General features: G+C 68.5%; 12 protein-coding genes and 3 rRNA genes. 9 read left to right on the top strand and 6 right to left on the bottom strand.

Annotation, left to right across the window (positions count from 1 at the left end; all coding sequences use genetic code 11):
• Positions 1–30 precede the first annotated feature (30 nt).
• Entirely contained in the window at positions 31–648 is a 618-nt protein-coding gene (locus tag OHA65_RS15440; RefSeq protein ID WP_327283695.1) for a hypothetical protein, read from the top strand.
• Positions 649–652: 4 nt separating this feature from the next.
• Here the strand turns inward: OHA65_RS15440 and OHA65_RS15435 are convergent, their stop codons facing one another.
• Positions 653–1,591 (bottom strand): RDD family protein, encoded by a 939-nt coding sequence (locus OHA65_RS15435; RefSeq protein ID WP_327283694.1) that lies wholly within the window; start codon positions 1,589–1,591, stop codon positions 653–655.
• A 111-nt stretch (positions 1,592–1,702) separates the two neighbouring features.
• Between OHA65_RS15435 and OHA65_RS15430 the strand changes: the two genes are divergently transcribed.
• The 5 genes from OHA65_RS15430 (at position 1,703) to OHA65_RS15410 (ending at position 8,922) form a co-directional block, all read left to right on the top strand.
• Positions 1,703–2,710 (top strand): stage II sporulation protein M, encoded by a 1,008-nt coding sequence (locus OHA65_RS15430; RefSeq protein WP_327283693.1) that lies wholly within the window; start codon positions 1,703–1,705, stop codon positions 2,708–2,710.
• A gap of 589 nt (positions 2,711–3,299) precedes the next feature.
• Positions 3,300–4,824, top strand: a 16S ribosomal RNA gene (locus tag OHA65_RS15425).
• Positions 4,825–5,106: 282 nt separating this feature from the next.
• A 23S ribosomal RNA gene (locus OHA65_RS15420) occupies positions 5,107–8,229 on the top strand.
• Positions 8,230–8,306: 77 nt separating this feature from the next.
• Positions 8,307–8,423, top strand: a 5S ribosomal RNA gene (gene rrf, locus OHA65_RS15415).
• Together the 16S, 23S and 5S rRNA genes form the textbook arrangement of a ribosomal RNA operon.
• 133 nt (positions 8,424–8,556) lie before the next feature.
• A complete protein-coding gene (locus OHA65_RS15410; protein WP_327283692.1) occupies positions 8,557–8,922 on the top strand; it encodes a nuclear transport factor 2 family protein in 366 nt (121 codons plus the stop codon).
• A gap of 16 nt (positions 8,923–8,938) precedes the next feature.
• Here OHA65_RS15410 and OHA65_RS15405 read toward each other — a convergent pair whose 3' ends face one another.
• From OHA65_RS15405 to OHA65_RS15385, 5 genes are read right to left on the bottom strand one after another with little or no spacing between them, the layout of a single operon-like run.
• Positions 8,939–10,249: a DUF58 domain-containing protein gene (locus OHA65_RS15405; RefSeq protein ID WP_327283691.1), complete on the bottom strand. Its 1,311-nt coding sequence runs from the start codon at positions 10,247–10,249 to the stop codon at positions 8,939–8,941.
• Positions 10,249–11,211 (bottom strand): MoxR family ATPase, encoded by a 963-nt coding sequence (locus tag OHA65_RS15400; protein ID WP_327283690.1) that lies wholly within the window; start codon positions 11,209–11,211, stop codon positions 10,249–10,251. Before OHA65_RS15400 ends, OHA65_RS15405 begins: the two co-directional genes overlap by 1 nt.
• On the bottom strand, positions 11,208–12,536 hold the full coding sequence (locus OHA65_RS15395) for a DUF4350 domain-containing protein (protein ID WP_327283689.1): 1,329 nt from the start codon (positions 12,534–12,536) through the stop codon (positions 11,208–11,210). The genes OHA65_RS15400 and OHA65_RS15395 overlap by 4 nt, the downstream gene beginning before the upstream one ends.
• Positions 12,533–13,213: a DUF4129 domain-containing protein gene (locus tag OHA65_RS15390; RefSeq protein ID WP_328762936.1), complete on the bottom strand. Its 681-nt coding sequence runs from the start codon at positions 13,211–13,213 to the stop codon at positions 12,533–12,535. The genes OHA65_RS15395 and OHA65_RS15390 overlap by 4 nt, the downstream gene beginning before the upstream one ends.
• A 7-nt stretch (positions 13,214–13,220) precedes the next feature.
• Positions 13,221–14,513 carry a hypothetical protein gene (locus OHA65_RS15385; protein ID WP_328762935.1) on the bottom strand — a complete coding sequence of 431 codons (1,293 nt, stop codon included), beginning with the start codon at positions 14,511–14,513 and terminating at the stop codon, positions 13,221–13,223.
• Between the two features lie 235 nt (positions 14,514–14,748).
• Between OHA65_RS15385 and mtrA the strand changes: the two genes are divergently transcribed.
• From mtrA to OHA65_RS15370, 3 genes are all read left to right on the top strand, one after another.
• Complete coding sequence (gene mtrA / locus OHA65_RS15380) at positions 14,749–15,438, top strand: two-component system response regulator MtrA (RefSeq protein ID WP_189973359.1); 690 nt, start codon at positions 14,749–14,751, stop codon at positions 15,436–15,438.
• Positions 15,439–15,508: 70 nt separating this feature from the next.
• Positions 15,509–17,458, top strand: coding sequence for an MtrAB system histidine kinase MtrB (gene mtrB / locus OHA65_RS15375; RefSeq protein WP_327283686.1), 1,950 nt, complete (start codon positions 15,509–15,511; stop codon positions 17,456–17,458).
• Positions 17,448–19,301 carry an LpqB family beta-propeller domain-containing protein gene (locus tag OHA65_RS15370; protein ID WP_327283685.1) on the top strand — a complete coding sequence of 618 codons (1,854 nt, stop codon included), beginning with the start codon at positions 17,448–17,450 and terminating at the stop codon, positions 19,299–19,301. Before mtrB ends, OHA65_RS15370 begins: the two co-directional genes overlap by 11 nt.
• Positions 19,302–19,348: the final 47 nt, after the last annotated feature.

Here is a 19,348-nt window from a genome sequence, read left to right as displayed (position 1 = left end):
TGCCCCCGTACCCAGGCAAGGAACGACACGATGCCCCGCGGCCGCTACTCGCTCCACGACCCGCACGACCACAGCCCCCTCGGCGAAGAGCACTTCCACTGCGCGCCCGGCCCCTCCGGCTGGCGCTACGTCTCCCAGCTCACCGGCCCCGACGGCGACCACCGCGGATCCGTCGACCTGGCGGTCGACGAACTCGGCCGCCCCATCCGCCTCGAACTCAACGCATCGAGCTGGCAGGTCCGCGGCGCCGCCATCGACGGCGTCACCTGGGTGCGCTCCGACCCCGCCGGCACCGAGGCCACCGAGGGCAACGTCGCCGCCGCGGGCTTCACCGGCACCTCGCCGGCCTTCCTCGTGGCGACGGCCCGCCTGCTGCGCCTGACGCCCGGCGCCCCCGCGACCCGGGTCCGGCTCGTCGCCCTCACCGACCCGGTGCTGGCCCCCCGTACGGTCGACCAGGCCTGGGCCCTGCTCGGGCGGGCCGAGCACGCGACGGACAGCGGCCCGCTCGTCGTGGACGAGTACCAGGTCACCGCCCTGGACACCGGCGAGGTCCACACGGTCCACCTGGCGGGCGACGTCGTCCTCTCGGCGCCGGGCATCGAGCTGGAACACCTGGAGACCCCGCCCTCGACGTTCGAGCAGTAGCGGCTCAGGCGGGCGGTGCGAACCCGGTCCGCCGTACGGGCTCCACGGGCGCGGCGGGCGGGGCCGCCGGGGCAGGAGCGGTGGCCGGTGCAGCCGCCGGACCCACGGGCATCACGGGCATCACCGGTGCGACGAGCGCGGGCGCGGCCGGGACGGGCCCACCTGGAACGGGGGCGCCGAAGCCCGCCGGACCCACCGGCCCGAAGGCGCGGGCCGCATCCCGGGCCTGCCGCTCGTGCACCACGGCCATCAGGAACGCCGCGGCCGGCACCCCCACCGGCGGCGGTGCCCCCGTACGCGCCACCAGATCATCCGCGAGCCGCGCCGCCATCGCGGCGCCCACCTGCGGGTCCAGCTGGTTCATCCGTGTCAGGTACTGCCGTATCGCCAGCCACAGCCCGTCCGGTACGGCCGACAGGTCCAGCCCGGAGAACCGCCCGGCCAGCCACGGCGGCGGTGGGGGCACCGGCATGACACGCGCCCCCGGCACCCGCTCCCGGACGACCAGCGCCCCCGCGAACACGTCGCCGAGCCGCCGGCCCCGCGCCGACACCAGCGACGCGATGCAGGCCACGGCCCCGAAGGTCATCAGCAGCTCCACGACCCCCATCGCCCCGCGCACCAGCGCGTGCCGGAAGCGGATCGGCCCGCCGTCGTCCCGGACCACCCGCAGCCCGCAGGCGAGCTTGCCGAGCGAACGCCCGTGGGACAGCGTCTCCACCGCGATCGGCACGCCGACCAGCACCAGCAGGAAACTCGCCACCGACACCGCGGCCTGCGCGGCGGGATCCAGCGAGGCGGTCGCGACGGTCAGCCCGATCGAGATGACCAGGTACCCCGTGAGGTACACGAGCAGGTCGAGGAAGATCGCCAGCGCTCGGCTCGGCAGTCTCGCCGGCCGCAAACCCAGGACGACCGCGTCCCCCGTCACCAGATCGCTCACCCTGCACACCTTTCCCGTGACCGGTCCCGCCCCTTGGGTCTCCCAGTCTGCCAAGCTGACCACGGTAGGAGTAAGCAGAAGCGGGTCCTGGGGCAGGGGAGCGGTAACCGGATGGATCTCGACGTCTTCGTCACGGCCCACCGGGCGGAATGGGACCGCCTGGAACAGCTCCTGGGCCGCGGCCGCAGGCTGACCGGCGCCGAGGCGGACGAGCTGGTCGCGCTCTACCAGCGCACGTCCACGCACCTCTCGCTGATCCAGTCCAGCACCCCCGACCCCATGCTCACGGGCCGTTTGACGCAGCTCGTCGCCCGTGCCCGCGCCACCGTGACGGGCGCCCGGCGGGCCGGCTGGCGCGACGCGGCCCGCTTCTTCACCGCCGGCTTCCCCGCCGCCGTCTACCGCAGCCGCCGCTGGTGGATACCGACGGCGCTGCTGTCCACGGCGGTCGGCGTCCTCATCGGCTGGTGGATAGCCACGCACCCGGAGGTGCAGGGCGCGATCGCAGCCCCGGACGACCTGAAGGCGCTCACGAAACCGGGGGGCGGGTACGAGACGTACTACTCCAGCAACCCGGCGGGTTCGTTCGCCGCCCAGGTGTGGACGAACAATGCCCAGGCGGCCGCGGTCTGCCTGGTCCTGGGCGCGTTCCTCGGGATACCGGTGCTCTGGATCCTCTTCCTGAACATGCTCAACCTCGGCGTCGGCATCGGCCTGATGGCCTCCGCGGGCCGCCTCGACGTCTTCCTCGGCCTGATCCTTCCGCACGGCCTGCTCGAACTGACCGCCGTGTTCGTGGCGGCGGGCACCGGCCTGCGCCTCGGCTGGACGGTCATCGACCCGGGCCCCCGCACCCGCCGCGCCGCCCTCGCCGAACAGGGCCGCGCCGCGCTGGGCATGGCGATCGGCCTGGCGGTGGTCCTGTTCGCATCGGGCCTGATCGAGGGCTTCGTAACCCCCTCCGGCCTTCCGACCTGGGCCCGCATCTCGATCGGCGTCGTCGCCGAGGCCCTGTTCCTGACGTACGTCTACGTGCTCGGCGGCCGGGCCGTGCGGGCCGGCGAGGTGGGCGACGTCGAGGCCGCCGACCAGGCGGCGACGCTCCCGACCGCCGCCTGATGTGCGGACGACCCCGCTGAGCTGCTAGTCTCCTCGTCGTCCCGCAGCGACTATTGACACCGTCGCCGTGGGGAGGTAGATTTTAACGGTTGCCTCGAACTGGACAAGTTCGGCAGCGATCGTTTAAGATCTTTCTCGCCCCCAAGGAATTGAATTCCAATGGGGCACGGTCGACTCCTCCTCCAGGAATCTGAAGCCGGGAAATCCGGTGGAAAACTTCTGATAGAGTCGGCATCGCCGGAAAGGGAAACGCGAAAGCGAAATCCTGGAAAGCGAACCCCGCTTCGACCGGGAATCGGACACGAAAGAGTCTGATAGAGTCGGAAACGCAAGAACGAAGAACGAAAGCCCGGAGGAAAGCCCGAGAGGGTGAGTACAAAGGAAGCGTCCGTTCCTTGAGAACTCAACAGCGTGCCAAAAATCAACGCCAGAAGTTGATACCCCGTCCACTTCGGTGGATGAGGTTCCTTTGAAAAAGTCCTGTCTTTCGGGGCAGGCAACAACACAGCGAGGACGCAGTGGACGGTCGGTCTTATTCCGACATGATCGTCCCGCTCTAAGTGCGTGTGCACCCGATTACGGGTAAACATTCATGGAGAGTTTGATCCTGGCTCAGGACGAACGCTGGCGGCGTGCTTAACACATGCAAGTCGAACGATGAAGCCCTTCGGGGTGGATTAGTGGCGAACGGGTGAGTAACACGTGGGCAATCTGCCCTTCACTCTGGGACAAGCCCTGGAAACGGGGTCTAATACCGGATAATACTCCTGCCTGCATGGGCGGGGGTTAAAAGCTCCGGCGGTGAAGGATGAGCCCGCGGCCTATCAGCTTGTTGGTGGGGTAATGGCCCACCAAGGCGACGACGGGTAGCCGGCCTGAGAGGGCGACCGGCCACACTGGGACTGAGACACGGCCCAGACTCCTACGGGAGGCAGCAGTGGGGAATATTGCACAATGGGCGAAAGCCTGATGCAGCGACGCCGCGTGAGGGATGACGGCCTTCGGGTTGTAAACCTCTTTCAGCAGGGAAGAAGCGAAAGTGACGGTACCTGCAGAAGAAGCGCCGGCTAACTACGTGCCAGCAGCCGCGGTAATACGTAGGGCGCAAGCGTTGTCCGGAATTATTGGGCGTAAAGAGCTCGTAGGCGGCTTGTCACGTCGGATGTGAAAGCCCGAGGCTTAACCTCGGGTCTGCATTCGATACGGGCTAGCTAGAGTGTGGTAGGGGAGATCGGAATTCCTGGTGTAGCGGTGAAATGCGCAGATATCAGGAGGAACACCGGTGGCGAAGGCGGATCTCTGGGCCATTACTGACGCTGAGGAGCGAAAGCGTGGGGAGCGAACAGGATTAGATACCCTGGTAGTCCACGCCGTAAACGTTGGGAACTAGGTGTTGGCGACATTCCACGTCGTCGGTGCCGCAGCTAACGCATTAAGTTCCCCGCCTGGGGAGTACGGCCGCAAGGCTAAAACTCAAAGGAATTGACGGGGGCCCGCACAAGCAGCGGAGCATGTGGCTTAATTCGACGCAACGCGAAGAACCTTACCAAGGCTTGACATATACCGGAAAGCATTAGAGATAGTGCCCCCCTTGTGGTCGGTATACAGGTGGTGCATGGCTGTCGTCAGCTCGTGTCGTGAGATGTTGGGTTAAGTCCCGCAACGAGCGCAACCCTTGTCCTGTGTTGCCAGCATGCCCTTCGGGGTGATGGGGACTCACAGGAGACCGCCGGGGTCAACTCGGAGGAAGGTGGGGACGACGTCAAGTCATCATGCCCCTTATGTCTTGGGCTGCACACGTGCTACAATGGCCGGTACAATGAGCTGCGATACCGTGAGGTGGAGCGAATCTCAAAAAGCCGGTCTCAGTTCGGATTGGGGTCTGCAACTCGACCCCATGAAGTCGGAGTTGCTAGTAATCGCAGATCAGCATTGCTGCGGTGAATACGTTCCCGGGCCTTGTACACACCGCCCGTCACGTCACGAAAGTCGGTAACACCCGAAGCCGGTGGCCCAACCCGTAAGGGAGGGAGCTGTCGAAGGTGGGACTGGCGATTGGGACGAAGTCGTAACAAGGTAGCCGTACCGGAAGGTGCGGCTGGATCACCTCCTTTCTAAGGAGCACAGTACCGATTGCAGACAAACGTTCTGCACGGTCAGCTCATGGGTGGAACGTTGATTAGTTGGCACGGTTTCCAAAACTCTCTGTAAGTACTGCTTCGGCGTGGAACACAGTGAAGTGGAGGGGATCGTGCTTGGCACGTTGTTGGGTCCTGAAGGTACGGCCGTAAGGTCATGTCTTCAGTGCCGGCCCCAGTGAACTCGCCAGCTTGTCTGGTGGGGTGATGGGTGGCTGGTCGTTGTTTGAGAACTACACAGTGGACGCGAGCATCTGTGGCCAAGTTTTTAAGGGCGCACGGTGGATGCCTTGGCACCAGGAACCGATGAAGGACGTGAGAGGCCGCGATAGGCCCCGGGGAGCTGCCAACTGAGCTTTGATCCGGGGGTGTCCGAATGGGGAAACCCGGCAGTCGTCATGGGCTGTCACCCACTGCTGAACACATAGGCAGTGTGGAGGGAACGAGGGGAAGTGAAACATCTCAGTACCCTCAGGAAGAGAAAACAACCGTGATTCCGGGAGTAGTGGCGAGCGAAACCGGATGAGGCCAAACCGTATGCGTGTGATACCCGGCAGGGGTTGCGCATGCGGGGTTGTGGGAATTCTTTTGATCGGTCTGCCGGCCGGTCGGCGAGTCAGAAACCGTTGATGTAGTCGAAGGACATGCGAAAGGTCCGGCGTAGAGGGTAAGACCCCCGTAGACGAAACATCAGCGGCTTGCTTAAGAATCTCCCAAGTAGCACGGGGCCCGAGAAATCCCGTGTGAATCTGGCGGGACCACCCGCTAAGCCTAAATATTCCCTGGTGACCGATAGCGGATAGTACCGTGAGGGAATGGTGAAAAGTACCGCGGGAGCGGAGTGAAATAGTACCTGAAACCGTGTGCCTACAAGCCGTGGGAGCGTCGCTGTATGTGCTTGCACATACAGTCGTGACTGCGTGCCTTTTGAAGAATGAGCCTGCGAGTTAGCGGTGTGTAGCGAGGTTAACCCGTGTGGGGAAGCCGTAGCGAAAGCGAGTCCGAATAGGGCGATTGAGTTGCACGCTCTAGACCCGAAGCGGAGTGATCTAGCCATGGGCAGGTTGAAGCGGAGGTAAGACTTCGTGGAGGACCGAACCCACCAGGGTTGAAAACCTGGGGGATGACCTGTGGTTAGGGGTGAAAGGCCAATCAAACTCCGTGATAGCTGGTTCTCCCCGAAATGCATTTAGGTGCAGCGTCGTGTGTTTCTTGCCGGAGGTAGAGCACTGGATAGGCGATGGGCCCTACCGGGTTACTGACCTTAGCCAAACTCCGAATGCCGGTAAGTGAGAGCACGGCAGTGAGACTGTGGGGGATAAGCTCCATGGTCGAGAGGGAAACAGCCCAGAGCATCGACTAAGGCCCCTAAGCGTACGCTAAGTGGGAAAGGATGTGGAGTCGCAGAGACAACCAGGAGGTTGGCTTAGAAGCAGCCACCCTTGAAAGAGTGCGTAATAGCTCACTGGTCAAGTGATTCCGCGCCGACAATGTAGCGGGGCTCAAGCGTACCGCCGAAGTCGTGTCATTGCAGCAATAGGGCCAACGCCCGCTGTGATGGGTAGGGGAGCGTCGTGTGCCGGGTGAAGCAGCAGCGGAAGCTAGTTGTGGACGGTTCACGAGTGAGAATGCAGGCATGAGTAGCGATACACACGTGAGAAACGTGTGCGCCGATTGACTAAGGGTTCCTGGGTCAAGCTGATCTGCCCAGGGTAAGTCGGGACCTAAGGCGAGGCCGACAGGCGTAGTCGATGGACAACCGGTTGATATTCCGGTACCCGCTTTGAAACGCCCAATATCGAATCAGGCGATGCTAAGTCCGTGAAGCCGTTCCGGACCCTTCGGGGAAAGGAAAGTGGTGGAGCCGACGAACCAGACTTGTAGTAGGTAAGCGATGGGGTGACGCAGGAAGGTAGTCCAGCCCGGGCGGTGGTAGTCCCGGGGTAAGGGTGTAGGCCGAGGGGTAGGCAAATCCGTCCCTCATTAAGGCTGAGACCTGATGCCGAGCCGATTGTGGTGAAGTGGATGATCCTATGCTGTCGAGAAAAGCCTCTAGCGAGTTTCATGGCGGCCCGTACCCTAAACCGACTCAGGTGGTCAGGTAGAGAATACCGAGGCGTTCGGGTGAACTATGGTTAAGGAACTCGGCAAAATGCCCCCGTAACTTCGGGAGAAGGGGGGCCATCACTGGTGATCGGACTTGCTCCGTGAGCTGGGGGTGGCCGCAGAGACCAGCGAGAAGCGACTGTTTACTAAAAACACAGGTCCGTGCGAAGCCGTAAGGCGATGTATACGGACTGACGCCTGCCCGGTGCTGGAACGTTAAGGGGACCGGTTAGTGCACTTTCGGGTGTGCGAAGCTGAGAACTTAAGCGCCAGTAAACGGCGGTGGTAACTATAACCATCCTAAGGTAGCGAAATTCCTTGTCGGGTAAGTTCCGACCTGCACGAATGGCGTAACGACTTCTCGACTGTCTCAACCATAGGCCCGGTGAAATTGCACTACGAGTAAAGATGCTCGTTTCGCGCAGCAGGACGGAAAGACCCCGGGACCTTTACTACAGTTTGATATTGGTGTTCGGTTCGGCTTGTGTAGGATAGGTGGGAGACTTTGAAGCAGCCACGCCAGTGGTTGTGGAGTCGCCGTTGAAATACCACTCTGGTCGTGCTGGATGTCTAACCTCGGTCCGTGATCCGGATCAGGGACAGTGTCTGATGGGTAGTTTAACTGGGGCGGTTGCCTCCCAAAGGGTAACGGAGGCGCCCAAAGGTTCCCTCAGCCTGGTTGGCAATCAGGTGTTGAGTGTAAGTGCACAAGGGAGCTTGACTGTGAGACCGACGGGTCGAGCAGGGACGAAAGTCGGGACTAGTGATCCGGCGGTGGCTTGTGGAAGCGCCGTCGCTCAACGGATAAAAGGTACCCCGGGGATAACAGGCTGATCTTCCCCAAGAGTCCATATCGACGGGATGGTTTGGCACCTCGATGTCGGCTCGTCGCATCCTGGGGCTGGAGTCGGTCCCAAGGGTTGGGCTGTTCGCCCATTAAAGCGGTACGCGAGCTGGGTTTAGAACGTCGTGAGACAGTTCGGTCCCTATCCGCTGTGCGCGTAGGAATATTGAGAAGGGCTGTCCCTAGTACGAGAGGACCGGGACGGACGAACCTCTGGTGTGCCAGTTGTCCTGCCAAGGGCATGGCTGGTTGGCTACGTTCGGGAGGGATAACCGCTGAAAGCATCTAAGCGGGAAGCCTGCTTCAAGATGAGTATTCCCACCTCCTTGAGAGGGTAAGGCTCCCAGTAGACGACTGGGTTGATAGGCCAGATGTGGAAGCCCGGTAACGGGTGGAGCTGACTGGTACTAATAGGCCGAGGGCTTGTCCTCAGTTGCTCGCGTCCACTGTGTTAGTTCTGAAATAACGAACAGCTGTGATTTTAGCCAGCGTTCAAATTTCATAGTGTTTCGGTGGTCATAGCGTTAGGGAAACGCCCGGTTACATTCCGAACCCGGAAGCTAAGCCTTTCAGCGCCGATGGTACTGCAGGGGGGACCCTGTGGGAGAGTAGGACGCCGCCGAACAATCATTGTGGGAAAGCCCCGCACCTTCTGGTGCGGGGCTTTTCTGCGTTCTGGGCTCATACCCTGGCGGGAATTGTCCGGCGGGAGGGAGTGGCGGACGATCAGTGCCTCACCACTCACGAGGAGGCGCGTCATGTCTGCCGCTACGCCGACCACCGCCGAGGTCATCGAGCGCTTCAACCAGGTCTTCCAGCAGCGGGACCCGTCCGGGCTCGCCGCCCTGGTCGGCGCGGACTGTGTGATGGAAGGGCTCTCGCCCGCGCCCGCCGGCACCCGGGTCGAAGGGGCCGAGGAGTGCATCCGCTTCTGGAGCGACTTCGCCACCGACCCGGCCAACGACTTCGAGGTCGAGGACGTCGTCTGCGCTGAGGAGCTGTCGGTGATCCGTTGGAAGTTGCTGTTCGGTCCGGGAGAGAAGGACTACGTCCGCTGCGTCAACGTCATGCGGGTACGCGACGGACTGATCATCGAGGCTCTCGGGTACGCCAAAACCGGCTGAGCCCGAGGGCCGGACGCTACAGGCGGCCCGCGGCCTTCAGGGCCAGGTAGGCGTCGGACAGGGCCGGGGCCAGGGTGTCCGGGGTGGCGTCGACGACGTGGACCCCGTGGCGGGCGAGCTGCTCCGCCGTGCGCCGGCGGGCCGCCTGGGACTGGGTGCCGGCCGCGGCCTCGTAGACCGCGTCGAGCGTGCCGCGGGACTTCGTCATATCCTCGACGCGCGGATCCGCCACCGACGCCAGTAGGACCGTGTGGCGCTGCGTGAGGCGGGGGAGGAGGGGGAGCAGGCCTTCCTCTATCGGGGCGGCGTCCAAGCTCGTCAGAAGGACCACCAGGGACCGGCGCGGGGCGTTGCGGAGGATGGTGGAGACCAGGGTCCGGGAGTCCGTTTCGACGAGCTCCGGTTCCAGGGTCGCCATCGCGTTCACGAACGCCGGGAGGATGTCGCCGGCCGAGCGGCCCTGGACCTGCGCGCGGCTGCGGCGGTCGTGGGCCAGCAGGTCGACGCGGTCGCCCGCGCGGGAGGCCAGCGCGGCCAGCAGCAGGGCGGCGTCCATCGCCGAGTCCAGGCGGGGGGCGTCGCCGACGCGGCCCGCCGAGGTGCGGCCCGTGTCCAGGCAGATCAGGATGTGCCGGTCGCGCTCCGGACGCCAGGTGCGCACGGCGACCTTGTCCTGGCGGGCGGTGGCCCGCCAGTCGATGGAGCGGGTGTCGTCACCGGGGACGTAGTCGCGCAGGCTGTCGAACTCGGTGCCCTCGCCGCGGGTCAGGACGCTCGTGCGGCCGTCCAGTTCGCGCAGCCGGGCCAGCCGCGAGGGGAGGTGCTTGCGGCTGGTGAAGGGCGGCAGGACCCGGACCGTCCAGGGGACGGTGTGGGTTCCCTGGCGGGCGAACAGGCCGAGCGGCCCGTACGAGCGGATCGTCACCCGGTCGGCGTGCCGGTCTCCGCGGCGGGTCGGGAGCAGCCGGGTGGTGATCCGGCGGCGTTCGCCCGGCGGGACGGTCACCGTGTGCCGGGAGGCGTCGCCCTCGGTGCCCGGGAGCCAGCTGCTGGGGGGCCAGGCGTCCCGGACGCGGGCCCGGAGCGGGCGGGTGGCCGGATTGGTGAGGGTGAGGTGGACCTCCGCCGGTTCGCCGAGGCGGACGGAGGTGTCGCCCGAGCGGGCGAGGGTGAGCCGCCGGACCGGCGCCGCGAGGGCGTAGTCGACGGCACAGGCCAGGCCGAGTGCGCCGTTGACCGCGAGCATCCCCGTCCAGCTCGGTTCGAGGAGGCCGACGGGGAGGCTGCCGAGGGCCGCCAGCAGGGCGGCGCGTCCGGTGAGGGCCATCAGCGGGGGACGGGGACGTGGGACAGGATCGCGGTGATGACGGCGTCGGCCGTGACCCCCTCCATCTCCGCCTCCGGGCGGAGTTGGACGCGGTGGCGCAGCGTGGGCAGCGCGAGGGCCTTGACGTCGTCGGGGGTGACGTAGTCGCGGCCGGTCAGCCAGGCCCAGGCGCGGGCGGTGGCCAGCAGGGCGGTCGCACCGCGCGGGGAGACGCCGAGGGTGAGGGACGGCGATTCACGGGTGGCGCGGCAGACGTCGACGACGTACCCGGCGATCTCCGGGGAGACGGACACCTTGGCGACGCCGTCGCGGGCGGCTTCGAGTTCGGCGGCGCCGGCGACCGGGCGCAGGCCCGCGGCGTGGAGGTCGCGCGGGTCGAAGCCGGCGGCGTGCCGGGTCAGGACGCCGATCTCGTTCTCGCGGGAGGGCAGGGGCACGGTGAGCTTGAGGAGGAAGCGGTCCAGCTGGGCTTCCGGCAGGGGGTACGTGCCCTCGTACTCGACCGGGTTCATGGTGGCGGCGACGAGGAACGGCTCCGGCAGGACGCGCGGCGTGCCGTCGACGGTGACCTGGCGCTCCTCCATGGCTTCGAGGAGGGAGGACTGGGTCTTGGGAGGGGTCCGGTTGATCTCGTCCGCGAGGAGCAGGTTGGTGAAGACCGGGCCGTTCTGGAAGGAGAACTCGGCGGTGCGGGCGTCGTAGACGAGCGAGCCGGTGACATCGCTGGGCATCAGGTCCGGGGTGAACTGGACGCGCTTGGTGTCGAGGGCGAGCGAGGCGGCGAGGGCCCGTACGAGGAGGGTCTTGGCGACGCCGGGCACGCCTTCGAGGAGGACGTGGCCGCGGCACAGCAGGGCGACGACGAGACCGGTGACGGCCGAGTCCTGGCCGACGACGGCCTTTCCGATCTCGGTGCGGATCGCTTCCAGGGAGGAGCGGGCGCTGTCCGTGGTGGCCGTCATGAGGTGCGGACCTCTCTTTCGAGGGCGTCGAGGTGGTCGGCGAGCGCGACGAGTGCCGCGTCGTCGGCGGGTGTGGTGCCGAAGAGGAGGGCGGTCAGGTCCCGGTGAGCGTCCGTCAGGCGGGCGGACACGGCGGGGAGCAGGGCCGCGGGTTCGTGGGCCTGGGTGGGCGGTACGCCGACCAGGGCGGCCAGGCGTTCGCGGGTGGCGGCGCGCAGCACGGTCGCGGCGCGGTCGCGGGCGCCGGCCTTGCGGTAGAGGCGGGCGCGGCCCTCGGTGGTCTCGGAGGCGCGGATGGCGACGGGGAGCTTCTCTGTGACGAGGGGGCCGAGCCGGCGGGCGCGCCAGAGGGCGGCGAGGACGGCGGCGAAGAAGAGCTGGAGGAGGGCCCAGCCCCAGCCGCGGGGGACGAGCTCGAAGAGGCTCTTCTGCTGGCCGGGGTCCTCGTCCTGGACCTCCGTCAGGGAGGGCAGGTACCAGACGAGTTCGGGGCGGGAGCCGAGCAGCTGGAGGGCGAGGGAGGCGTTGCCCTCGGAAGCGAGCTCCTTGTTGAGGAGGATCGATTCGGAGCCGAGGAGGACGGTGTCGCCGCCGGTGGTGCCGGAGGGGAGGACGAGGAGGGTGGGGTGGCCGTCGGTGGGGTAGCAGCCCGTGCCGGTGGCTGCGCCGGTGGTGTAGCGGTAGCCGCCGCCGGTGGTGGCGCGGCCGGCGGAGACGGCGGCGGCCAGGGTGCAGACGGGGTCGAGGTCCCGGTCGAGGGCAGCGCCCTTGGTGCGGGCGGCCGGGGCCAGGTCGTGGAGGCCGAGGGCGCTCGGGGCGAGCAGGACGGTCCGGCCGCCGGAGAGGTCGATGACGGAGCGGACGGTGCGGCGTTGGGTGTCGCCGAGCCGGTCGGGGTCGGTGACCAGCACGGTGGTGCCGGGGCCGGCCGCCGCGGCGGCTTCGCGGGCGCTGGTGACGACGCGCGTGGTGACCCCGTGGGCCTGGAGCAGCTCGGCGACGGCCCGGCTGCCGTCGGGGTCGGCGGAGCGGGGGTCGAGCCGGCCGTGTCGGCTGCCGGAGCCGAGGGCCGCGAGCGTGATCGCGGCGACGAGCAGGATGCCGAGGCAGATCAGCCCGCCCCGGTACCGCCGCCACACCACGAGGGCACCACCCCGGCCGGTGGCTCCACGGGTGGCTCTGCCGGGCGCGGGGCCACCGCTGCCGCCGGGCAGCGGTGCAGGGGCTCCGGCGGGTGTCGGGGCGGCAGCCGTTGCCGCGGTGCCGTGGGTGGTGCCGCCGGGCGGGGGCGCGTCGTTGCCCGGGGCCGGGGTGGGGGCGGTCATGCCGGGGGTCCCGTCAGCAGCGGCTTGGTGCGGGTCAGGGTGAGGTCGAGGGTGCGCAGGCGGGCGTACATGTCGGCGTCGGCGGGGCGGCCGCCGTAGGTGACGTCGTCGAAGGCGCGGGCCGCCGCCCGGAGGGCTTCGGCGTGGTCCGGGAGGGACACGGCGGCTTCGGCGGCGGCCTCGTCGGCGGTCCGGCCGGGGCGCGGGTCGAGCAGGGTGCGCTCTTCCAGGGAGCGGACGACGGCCCGCATGCGCTCCTGGACGGCTTCGGTCCAGCGGCCCGCGGCGGCGTGCGCGTCGGCGGCGGTGCGGTGGTCGGCGGCGCTGCGCAGGGCGTCGTCGAACAGGTCGGCCGGGCCGGTGGAGGTCCGGCGGGGGGAGCCGAGCCGCCACCACAGGGCGGCGACGGCCAGGACGGCCAGGACGACGATCGCGACCAGGCCCAGGGTGCCGCCGGGGGTGGCGCCCTGGGCGCGGTCGAAGAGGTGGCCGACCCATTCCCAGAAGCGGTCCAGGGCGCGTTGGAGCAGGCCCGGATCGTCCTGGTGGTACATCGGCTTGGACAGTTCGCGTTCGGCCGCCTCGCGGGCCGGTACGCGCGGTGTCGTGACCGGTGGTTGCTCCGCGGTCGGCAGGAGCGCCGCGGCGTGTGTGATGAGGCCCCCCGTACTCATCATCGGTGCATCACCCTCCGGTGGTCGGTGCGGCCGGGTCCGAGCCGTAGTTCTCCAGGCCCGCCGCCCGGGCGAGGTCCAGGTCGAGGGCCTCGCGGCGGATGCGCTGGTCGACGTACAGGAGGACGGTGACGCCCGACTGGATCGGCATGGTGATCATCTGGGCGATGACCGCGCCGACGGCCGAGAGGATCAGCGGGACCCATCCGGTGGCGGCGGTGCCGTTCTCCAGGCCGGTGACCCCGCCGTCGGCGAGGCCGATCGCGAGGCCGAGGGCGGTCAGCGGGTAGACGATGACGGCCGAGACGAAGGTGGTGATCAGGCCGGTCAGGGCGGTGATGCCGAAGATGCGCCACCACGACCCCTGGACGAGCCGCGACGAGCGGCGCAGCGAGGTGAGGACGCCGCCCTTCTCCAGCATCAGCGCGGGCGAGGCCAGGCTGAACTTGATCCCGAGCCAGATGACGAGGGGCACGGCGGCGAAGCCGCCGAGGAGCCCGAGGCCGATGCTGTGCAGGAGGACGCCGGGCAGGACCAGCACGGCGACGAGGACGGCGCCGCCGAGGCCCAGCAGGAGGGTCAGCCCGAGGAGGTGGAGCAGCCGGGGACGGGCCTCGCGCCAGGCCTGCCCGATCGTGGAGCCCTGGCCGAGGATGGCACGGCTGAAGATCATCGTGACCATGGCGGTGGCGATGATGGTCCCGATGAGCTGGATGAACCCGTTCGCGAGCAGGGCCGTCATGGCACCGCTGAGGGTGTCGACGAGGTCCTGCAGGCTGGCGTCCGGCTCGGAGCCGACGGCGAGGTCGGAGAGCGCGTACTTCTGCACGAGGACGCTGATGACCTGCACGACGGTGGCCACGACGAGCGTGATCGGCAGGACCGAACGCCAGTGGCTGCGCACGGTGGCGACGGCGCCGTCGAGGATCTCGCCCAGGTCGAGCGGGCGCAGCGGGATCACACCGGGCTTGGCGGCCGGGGGCTTGCCCCACTGGCCGGGGCCGCCCGGGTAGCCGTACTGCCCGCTCCGGGGGCCTTGGGCGCCCTGCGGGCCGCCGTACGACCCCCAGCCCGCGCCGGGCTGCGGCTGCGGCTGCTGCGGGGCCTGGGGCGCCTGGGGGGTGCCGGGGCTGGACCACTCGCCGGGCGGTGGCTGCTCCGCGGACCACTTCTGTCCGCCGGCGGGCTGCTGCGGCGGCTGCGCCTGTGCGCCGTCGGTGCCGCCCTGGCCGTCGGATGCGCCCGGCCGCTCGCCGTCGGACGGGGAGGGTCCGGGCACGGCCCAGCCCGGAGAGTCGTTCATCGTCGCTCCTTCACGTGCACCTACGGGGGCGGGGGCGCTGGTCGGCTGCCATCGTGCCACGTGGGAACGTTGAGCGGACCGGCCGTCCCCCCGGATCTCCGGCGGCCCGCGCCTTCAATTGTCGCCCGGATCCGGGGCAGACTGGACGACCTGGTCTCCACGCAGGTCCGAAGGGCGATTTCCAGCCCTTTTGGCTGTGGGACAGCTCACCGCCGGGTAACGATTAGCTAATGGGATGATGTCAAGCATGAAGGGACGAGTCCTTGTCGTCGACGACGACACCGCGCTGGCCGAGATGCTCGGCATTGTGCTGCGTGGAGAAGGTTTTGAGCCGTCGTTCGTAGCGGACGGCGACAAGGCACTGGCTGCTTTCCGCGAGGCGAAGCCGGATCTCGTGCTGCTCGACTTGATGCTGCCCGGACGGGACGGCATAGAGGTCTGCAGACTGATCCGGGCCGAGTCGGGCGTGCCGATCGTGATGCTCACCGCGAAGAGCGACACGGTGGACGTCGTCGTGGGCCTGGAGTCCGGGGCCGACGACTACATCGTGAAGCCGTTCAAGCCGAAGGAGCTGGTGGCCCGCATCCGGGCCCGCCTGCGCCGCTCGGAAGAGCCCGCGCCCGAGCAGCTGGCCATCGGTGACCTGGTCATCGACGTGGCCGGGCACTCGGTCAAGCGGGACGGCGCCTCGATCGCCCTGACCCCGCTCGAATTCGACCTGCTGGTCGCGCTCGCGCGCAAGCCCTGGCAGGTGTTCACCCGCGAGGTTCTGCTGGAGCAGGTCTGGGGTTACCGGCACGCGGCGGACACCCGCCTGGTCAACGTGCATGTGCAGCGACTGCGCTCCAAGGTCGAGAAGGACCCGGAGCGCCCCGAGATCGTGGTGACGGTGCGTGGTGTCGGCTACAAGGCCGGACCGAGCTGACGTGCAGCCCGGCAAGCCCCACAGCGGCTCCCGCCGAGGAGTCCTGCGGGGCGGTCGGCAGCTCCGTCAGATGGCCGACGGAGCTCCCGGCGGCCCTGTGCTGCGGTTGTTCGTACGACTCGTACGACGACCGCTGCTTCCGGCTGTCCGGCTGTGGCGGCGCAACATCCAGCTCCGGGTGGTCGCCGCGACGCTGCTGATGTCGCTGGCCGTGGTCCTCGCGCTCGGCTTCGTGGTGATCGCCCAGGTCAGCAAGGGGCTCCTCGACGCCAAGGAGGAGGCCGCGCAGAGCCAGGCGGCGGGCGGATTCGCGGTCGCACAGGAGAAGGCCAACACGCCCTCCACGGTGGACGGGCCCGACGTCACCGACAACAAGGTCGGCCGGGACGCCAGTACCTGGATGAACTCGCTGGTCAAGCAGCTCGCCAGTGGTGGCCAGACGGCCTTCGAGGTCGTCGCGCTCGGTACCGGCCCCGGTGCGGGCGGCGAACCCGGCGGGCAGCCGGGCGGACCGTTCGTCTCGGGCGTCAAGGGCGCCCGCGCCTCCGGCAACGTGGACCCGACCGCGAGCGTCCCACCGGCGCTGCGCCGGTCCGTCAACCACACCACCGGGACCTTCAAGACCTTCTCGCAGATCCGGTACACCGCCGGCGCCGGGGACAAGGCGCCCGAGCCCGCGCTGGTCGTGGGCAAACGGCTCACCGACATCAACGGGGACCCGTACGACCTGTACTACCTCTTCCCGCTCACGCAGGAGGAGGAGTCCCTCAACCTGATCAAGGTCACCATCGCCACCGCCGGCGTGTTCGTGGTCGTGCTGCTCGGCGCGATCGCCTGGCTCGTCGTACGGCAGGTCGTGACGCCCGTGCGGATGGCCGCCGGGATCGCCGAACGGCTCTCGGCCGGGCGGCTCCAGGAACGGATGAAGGTCACCGGCGAAGACGACATCGCCCGTCTGGGCGAAGCCTTCAACAAGATGGCCCAGAACCTCCAGCTCAAGATCCAGCAGCTGGAGGACCTGTCGCGGATGCAGCGCCGCTTCGTCTCCGACGTCTCCCACGAGCTGCGGACGCCGCTGACGACCGTACGCATGGCCGCCGACGTCATCCACGACGCCCGCGTCGACTTCGACCCGATCACGGCCCGCTCCGCCGAACTGCTCGCCGGGCAGCTCGACCGCTTCGAGTCGCTGCTCGCCGACCTGCTGGAGATCAGCCGGTTCGACGCGGGTGCCGCGGCCCTGGAGGCGGAACCGATCGACCTGCGGGAGGTCGTGCGCCGGGTCATCGACGGCGCCGAACCGCTCGCCGAGCACAAGGGGACCCGGATCCGGGTCCTGGGGGACACCCAGCCCGTCATAGCCGAGGCCGACTCCCGGCGCGTGGAGCGGGTGCTGCGCAACCTCGTCGTCAACGCCGTGGAACACGGAGAGGGCCGCGACGTGGTGGTCCGGCTCGCGTCCGCGGGCGGGGCCGTCGCCGTGGCCGTACGGGACTACGGCGTCGGGCTCAAGCCCGGCGAGGCCACCCGCGTCTTCAACCGCTTCTGGCGGGCCGACCCGGCCCGCGCCCGCACCACCGGCGGCACCGGCCTCGGCCTGTCGATCGCCGTCGAAGACGCCCGCCTGCACGGCGGCTGGCTGCAGGCCTGGGGCGAGCCCGGCGGCGGTTCGCAGTTCCGGCTGACGCTGCCGCGGACCGCCGACGAGCCGCTGCGCGGGTCCCCGATCCCGCTGGAGCCGGAGGATTCCCGGGCCAACCGGGCCAGGGCCGCCGCCGAAGCGGCCGGCTCCGGTACGGCCCCCAGGGCGCCCCAGGGCCCGCCCAGGCCCGACCGGTCGCCGATACCGCCCCGGTCGGCGGTCGCCGGCGCGCTGCCGGTGCCCTCGGACCCGACGGCCCTTCCCGGCAACGGGGCCCGTGTCGTGGCCCGCCCGGCCGACCAGGCGACGGCCCCCGACCGGGCCCCCGACGCCGAGCAGGGAGCAGGAGCACAGGAGGATGGCGCAGGTGGAAGCTGAGCCCGCACGGGTGCGCAGGGACGGCCGCCGACGCTGGCGGACGGTGAGGGCGTACGCCTTCGGCGCGGCCGGGCTGCTGCTGGCGGGCTGCGCCTCCATGCCCGACCACGGCGAGATCCGCGAGGTGAGGGCCTCGCAGGGTGTCGACTCGCAGGTGCGGGTGTTCGGTGTGCCGCCGGCCGACAAGGCCGGTCCGGCCGACATCGTCGACGGCTTCCTGGAGGCCATGACCAGCGACGACCCGCAACTGCAGACCGCCCGCAAGTACCTCACCGAGGACGCGGCGAAGAACTGGAAGCCCGGCTCCGCCGTCACCGTGCTCTCCGCGGGCATCGACCGGTTCTCCGTCGGCGGCGAGAAGGAGCCCTCGGGCCCGCGCTACAAGATGACCGGCACGAAGCTCGCGACGGTCGACGAGCGCAGCGCCTACCAGCCGGAGACCGCACCGAACAAGCGGTACGAGGAGTACCTCCAGCTGGTCCAGGAGAACAAGCAGTGGCGGATCGCGACGCCGCCGAGCAGCCTCGTGCTGAGCGAGTCCGACTTCCAGCGCATCTACATGCCGGTCAACAAGTACTACTTCGCGGGCGGCAGCCTGGTCGCCGACCCCGTGTACGTGCGCCAGCGCAGCGATCCCGACTCGCGGATGGACCCGACGACGCAGACCGTGCAGTCGCTGCTCGCCGGTCCGTCCAAGTGGCTGGGTCCCGTGGTCACTTCGAGCTTCCCGACCGGCACCGAACTGCGGGAGGGCACCAAGTCCCTCGCGTACGACGGCCAGAACGTGCTGAAGGTGCCGCTCAACGACAAGGTCGACAACGTCGCACAGCCGCAGTGCGAGAAGATGGCAGCACAACTCCTGTACACCGTGCAGGACCTGACGGCTTCCCGGCTGGCGCGGGTCGAGCTGCTGCGCGCGGACCGGTCTTCGCTGTGCTCGCTGACCGAGACGACCGCCACGACGATCGCCCACCGGCCGCCGGTTCCCGAGTACCAGTACTACGTCGACAGCGGCGACCGGCTCGTCCGGATGAAGCTCGACGTCACCAGCGAGGACCAGCAGTACCGGCCCGAGCCGGTGCCGGGTCCGCTGTCCGCCACCTCGGCGAGCCCCGGCTTCAAGGTCGGCTCCGCGGCCGTGTCGTACGACGAGAAGCGCGCCGCGGTGGTGTCCGAGGACGGCCACGCGTTGCACCTGGTGAACCTGACGACGGCCGGGGCCGTGCCGCAGCCGGTGCTGAACAGCAAGGGCACCAAGCCGAACGGGCTGGGCGCGCCGAGCTGGGACGCGGCGGGCGACGTGTGGATCGCGGACCAGGATCCGCAGAATCCGGCGCTGTACCGGGTGCCGGGCGCCACCGCGGTCCCGCAGAAGATCGACGTGGCCGGGCTCGACGGACGGATCACCGCGCTGAAGGCGTCGCCGGACGGGGTGCGGATCGCACTGCTGGTGGAGAAGGACAACCGCAAGAACCTGTACATCGGGCGGATCGAGCGGCCCGAGGGCAAGGGCGACGCGGCGCCGGTGTCGGTGCGCGAGCTGCGCCCGGCGGCCCCGCAGATGGCGAGCGTGACGGCGCTGAGCTGGGCGCCGCGGGGCCGGCTGCTGGTGGTGGGCCGGGAGAACGGCGGTGTCGTGCAGGCCCGCTACATGCTGGCCGACGGTTCGATGATCGCGGCGAGCCTGCCCGGGGCGACCGGGCTGGTTGCGGTCGCGGCGACGGAAGACGAGAAGAAGCCGGTGGTCGCCTACTCGGCCGACGACGGGATCGTGTGGCTGCCGCCGGGCGCGCAGTGGCGCACGGTCGCAGAGGGCGGCCGGGACCCGGTCTACCCCGGCTGACCTGCCGTTTTCTCGTTCTGGCCGGGCGTTGTCCACAGGGGTGGCGG

Source organism: Streptomyces sp. NBC_00045 (assembly GCF_045041095.1).
Lineage (GTDB): Bacteria > Actinomycetota > Actinomycetes > Streptomycetales > Streptomycetaceae > Streptomyces.
Note: the sequence above shows the minus strand (reverse complement) of the source record. Positions and strands in the feature narration are given on the sequence as shown.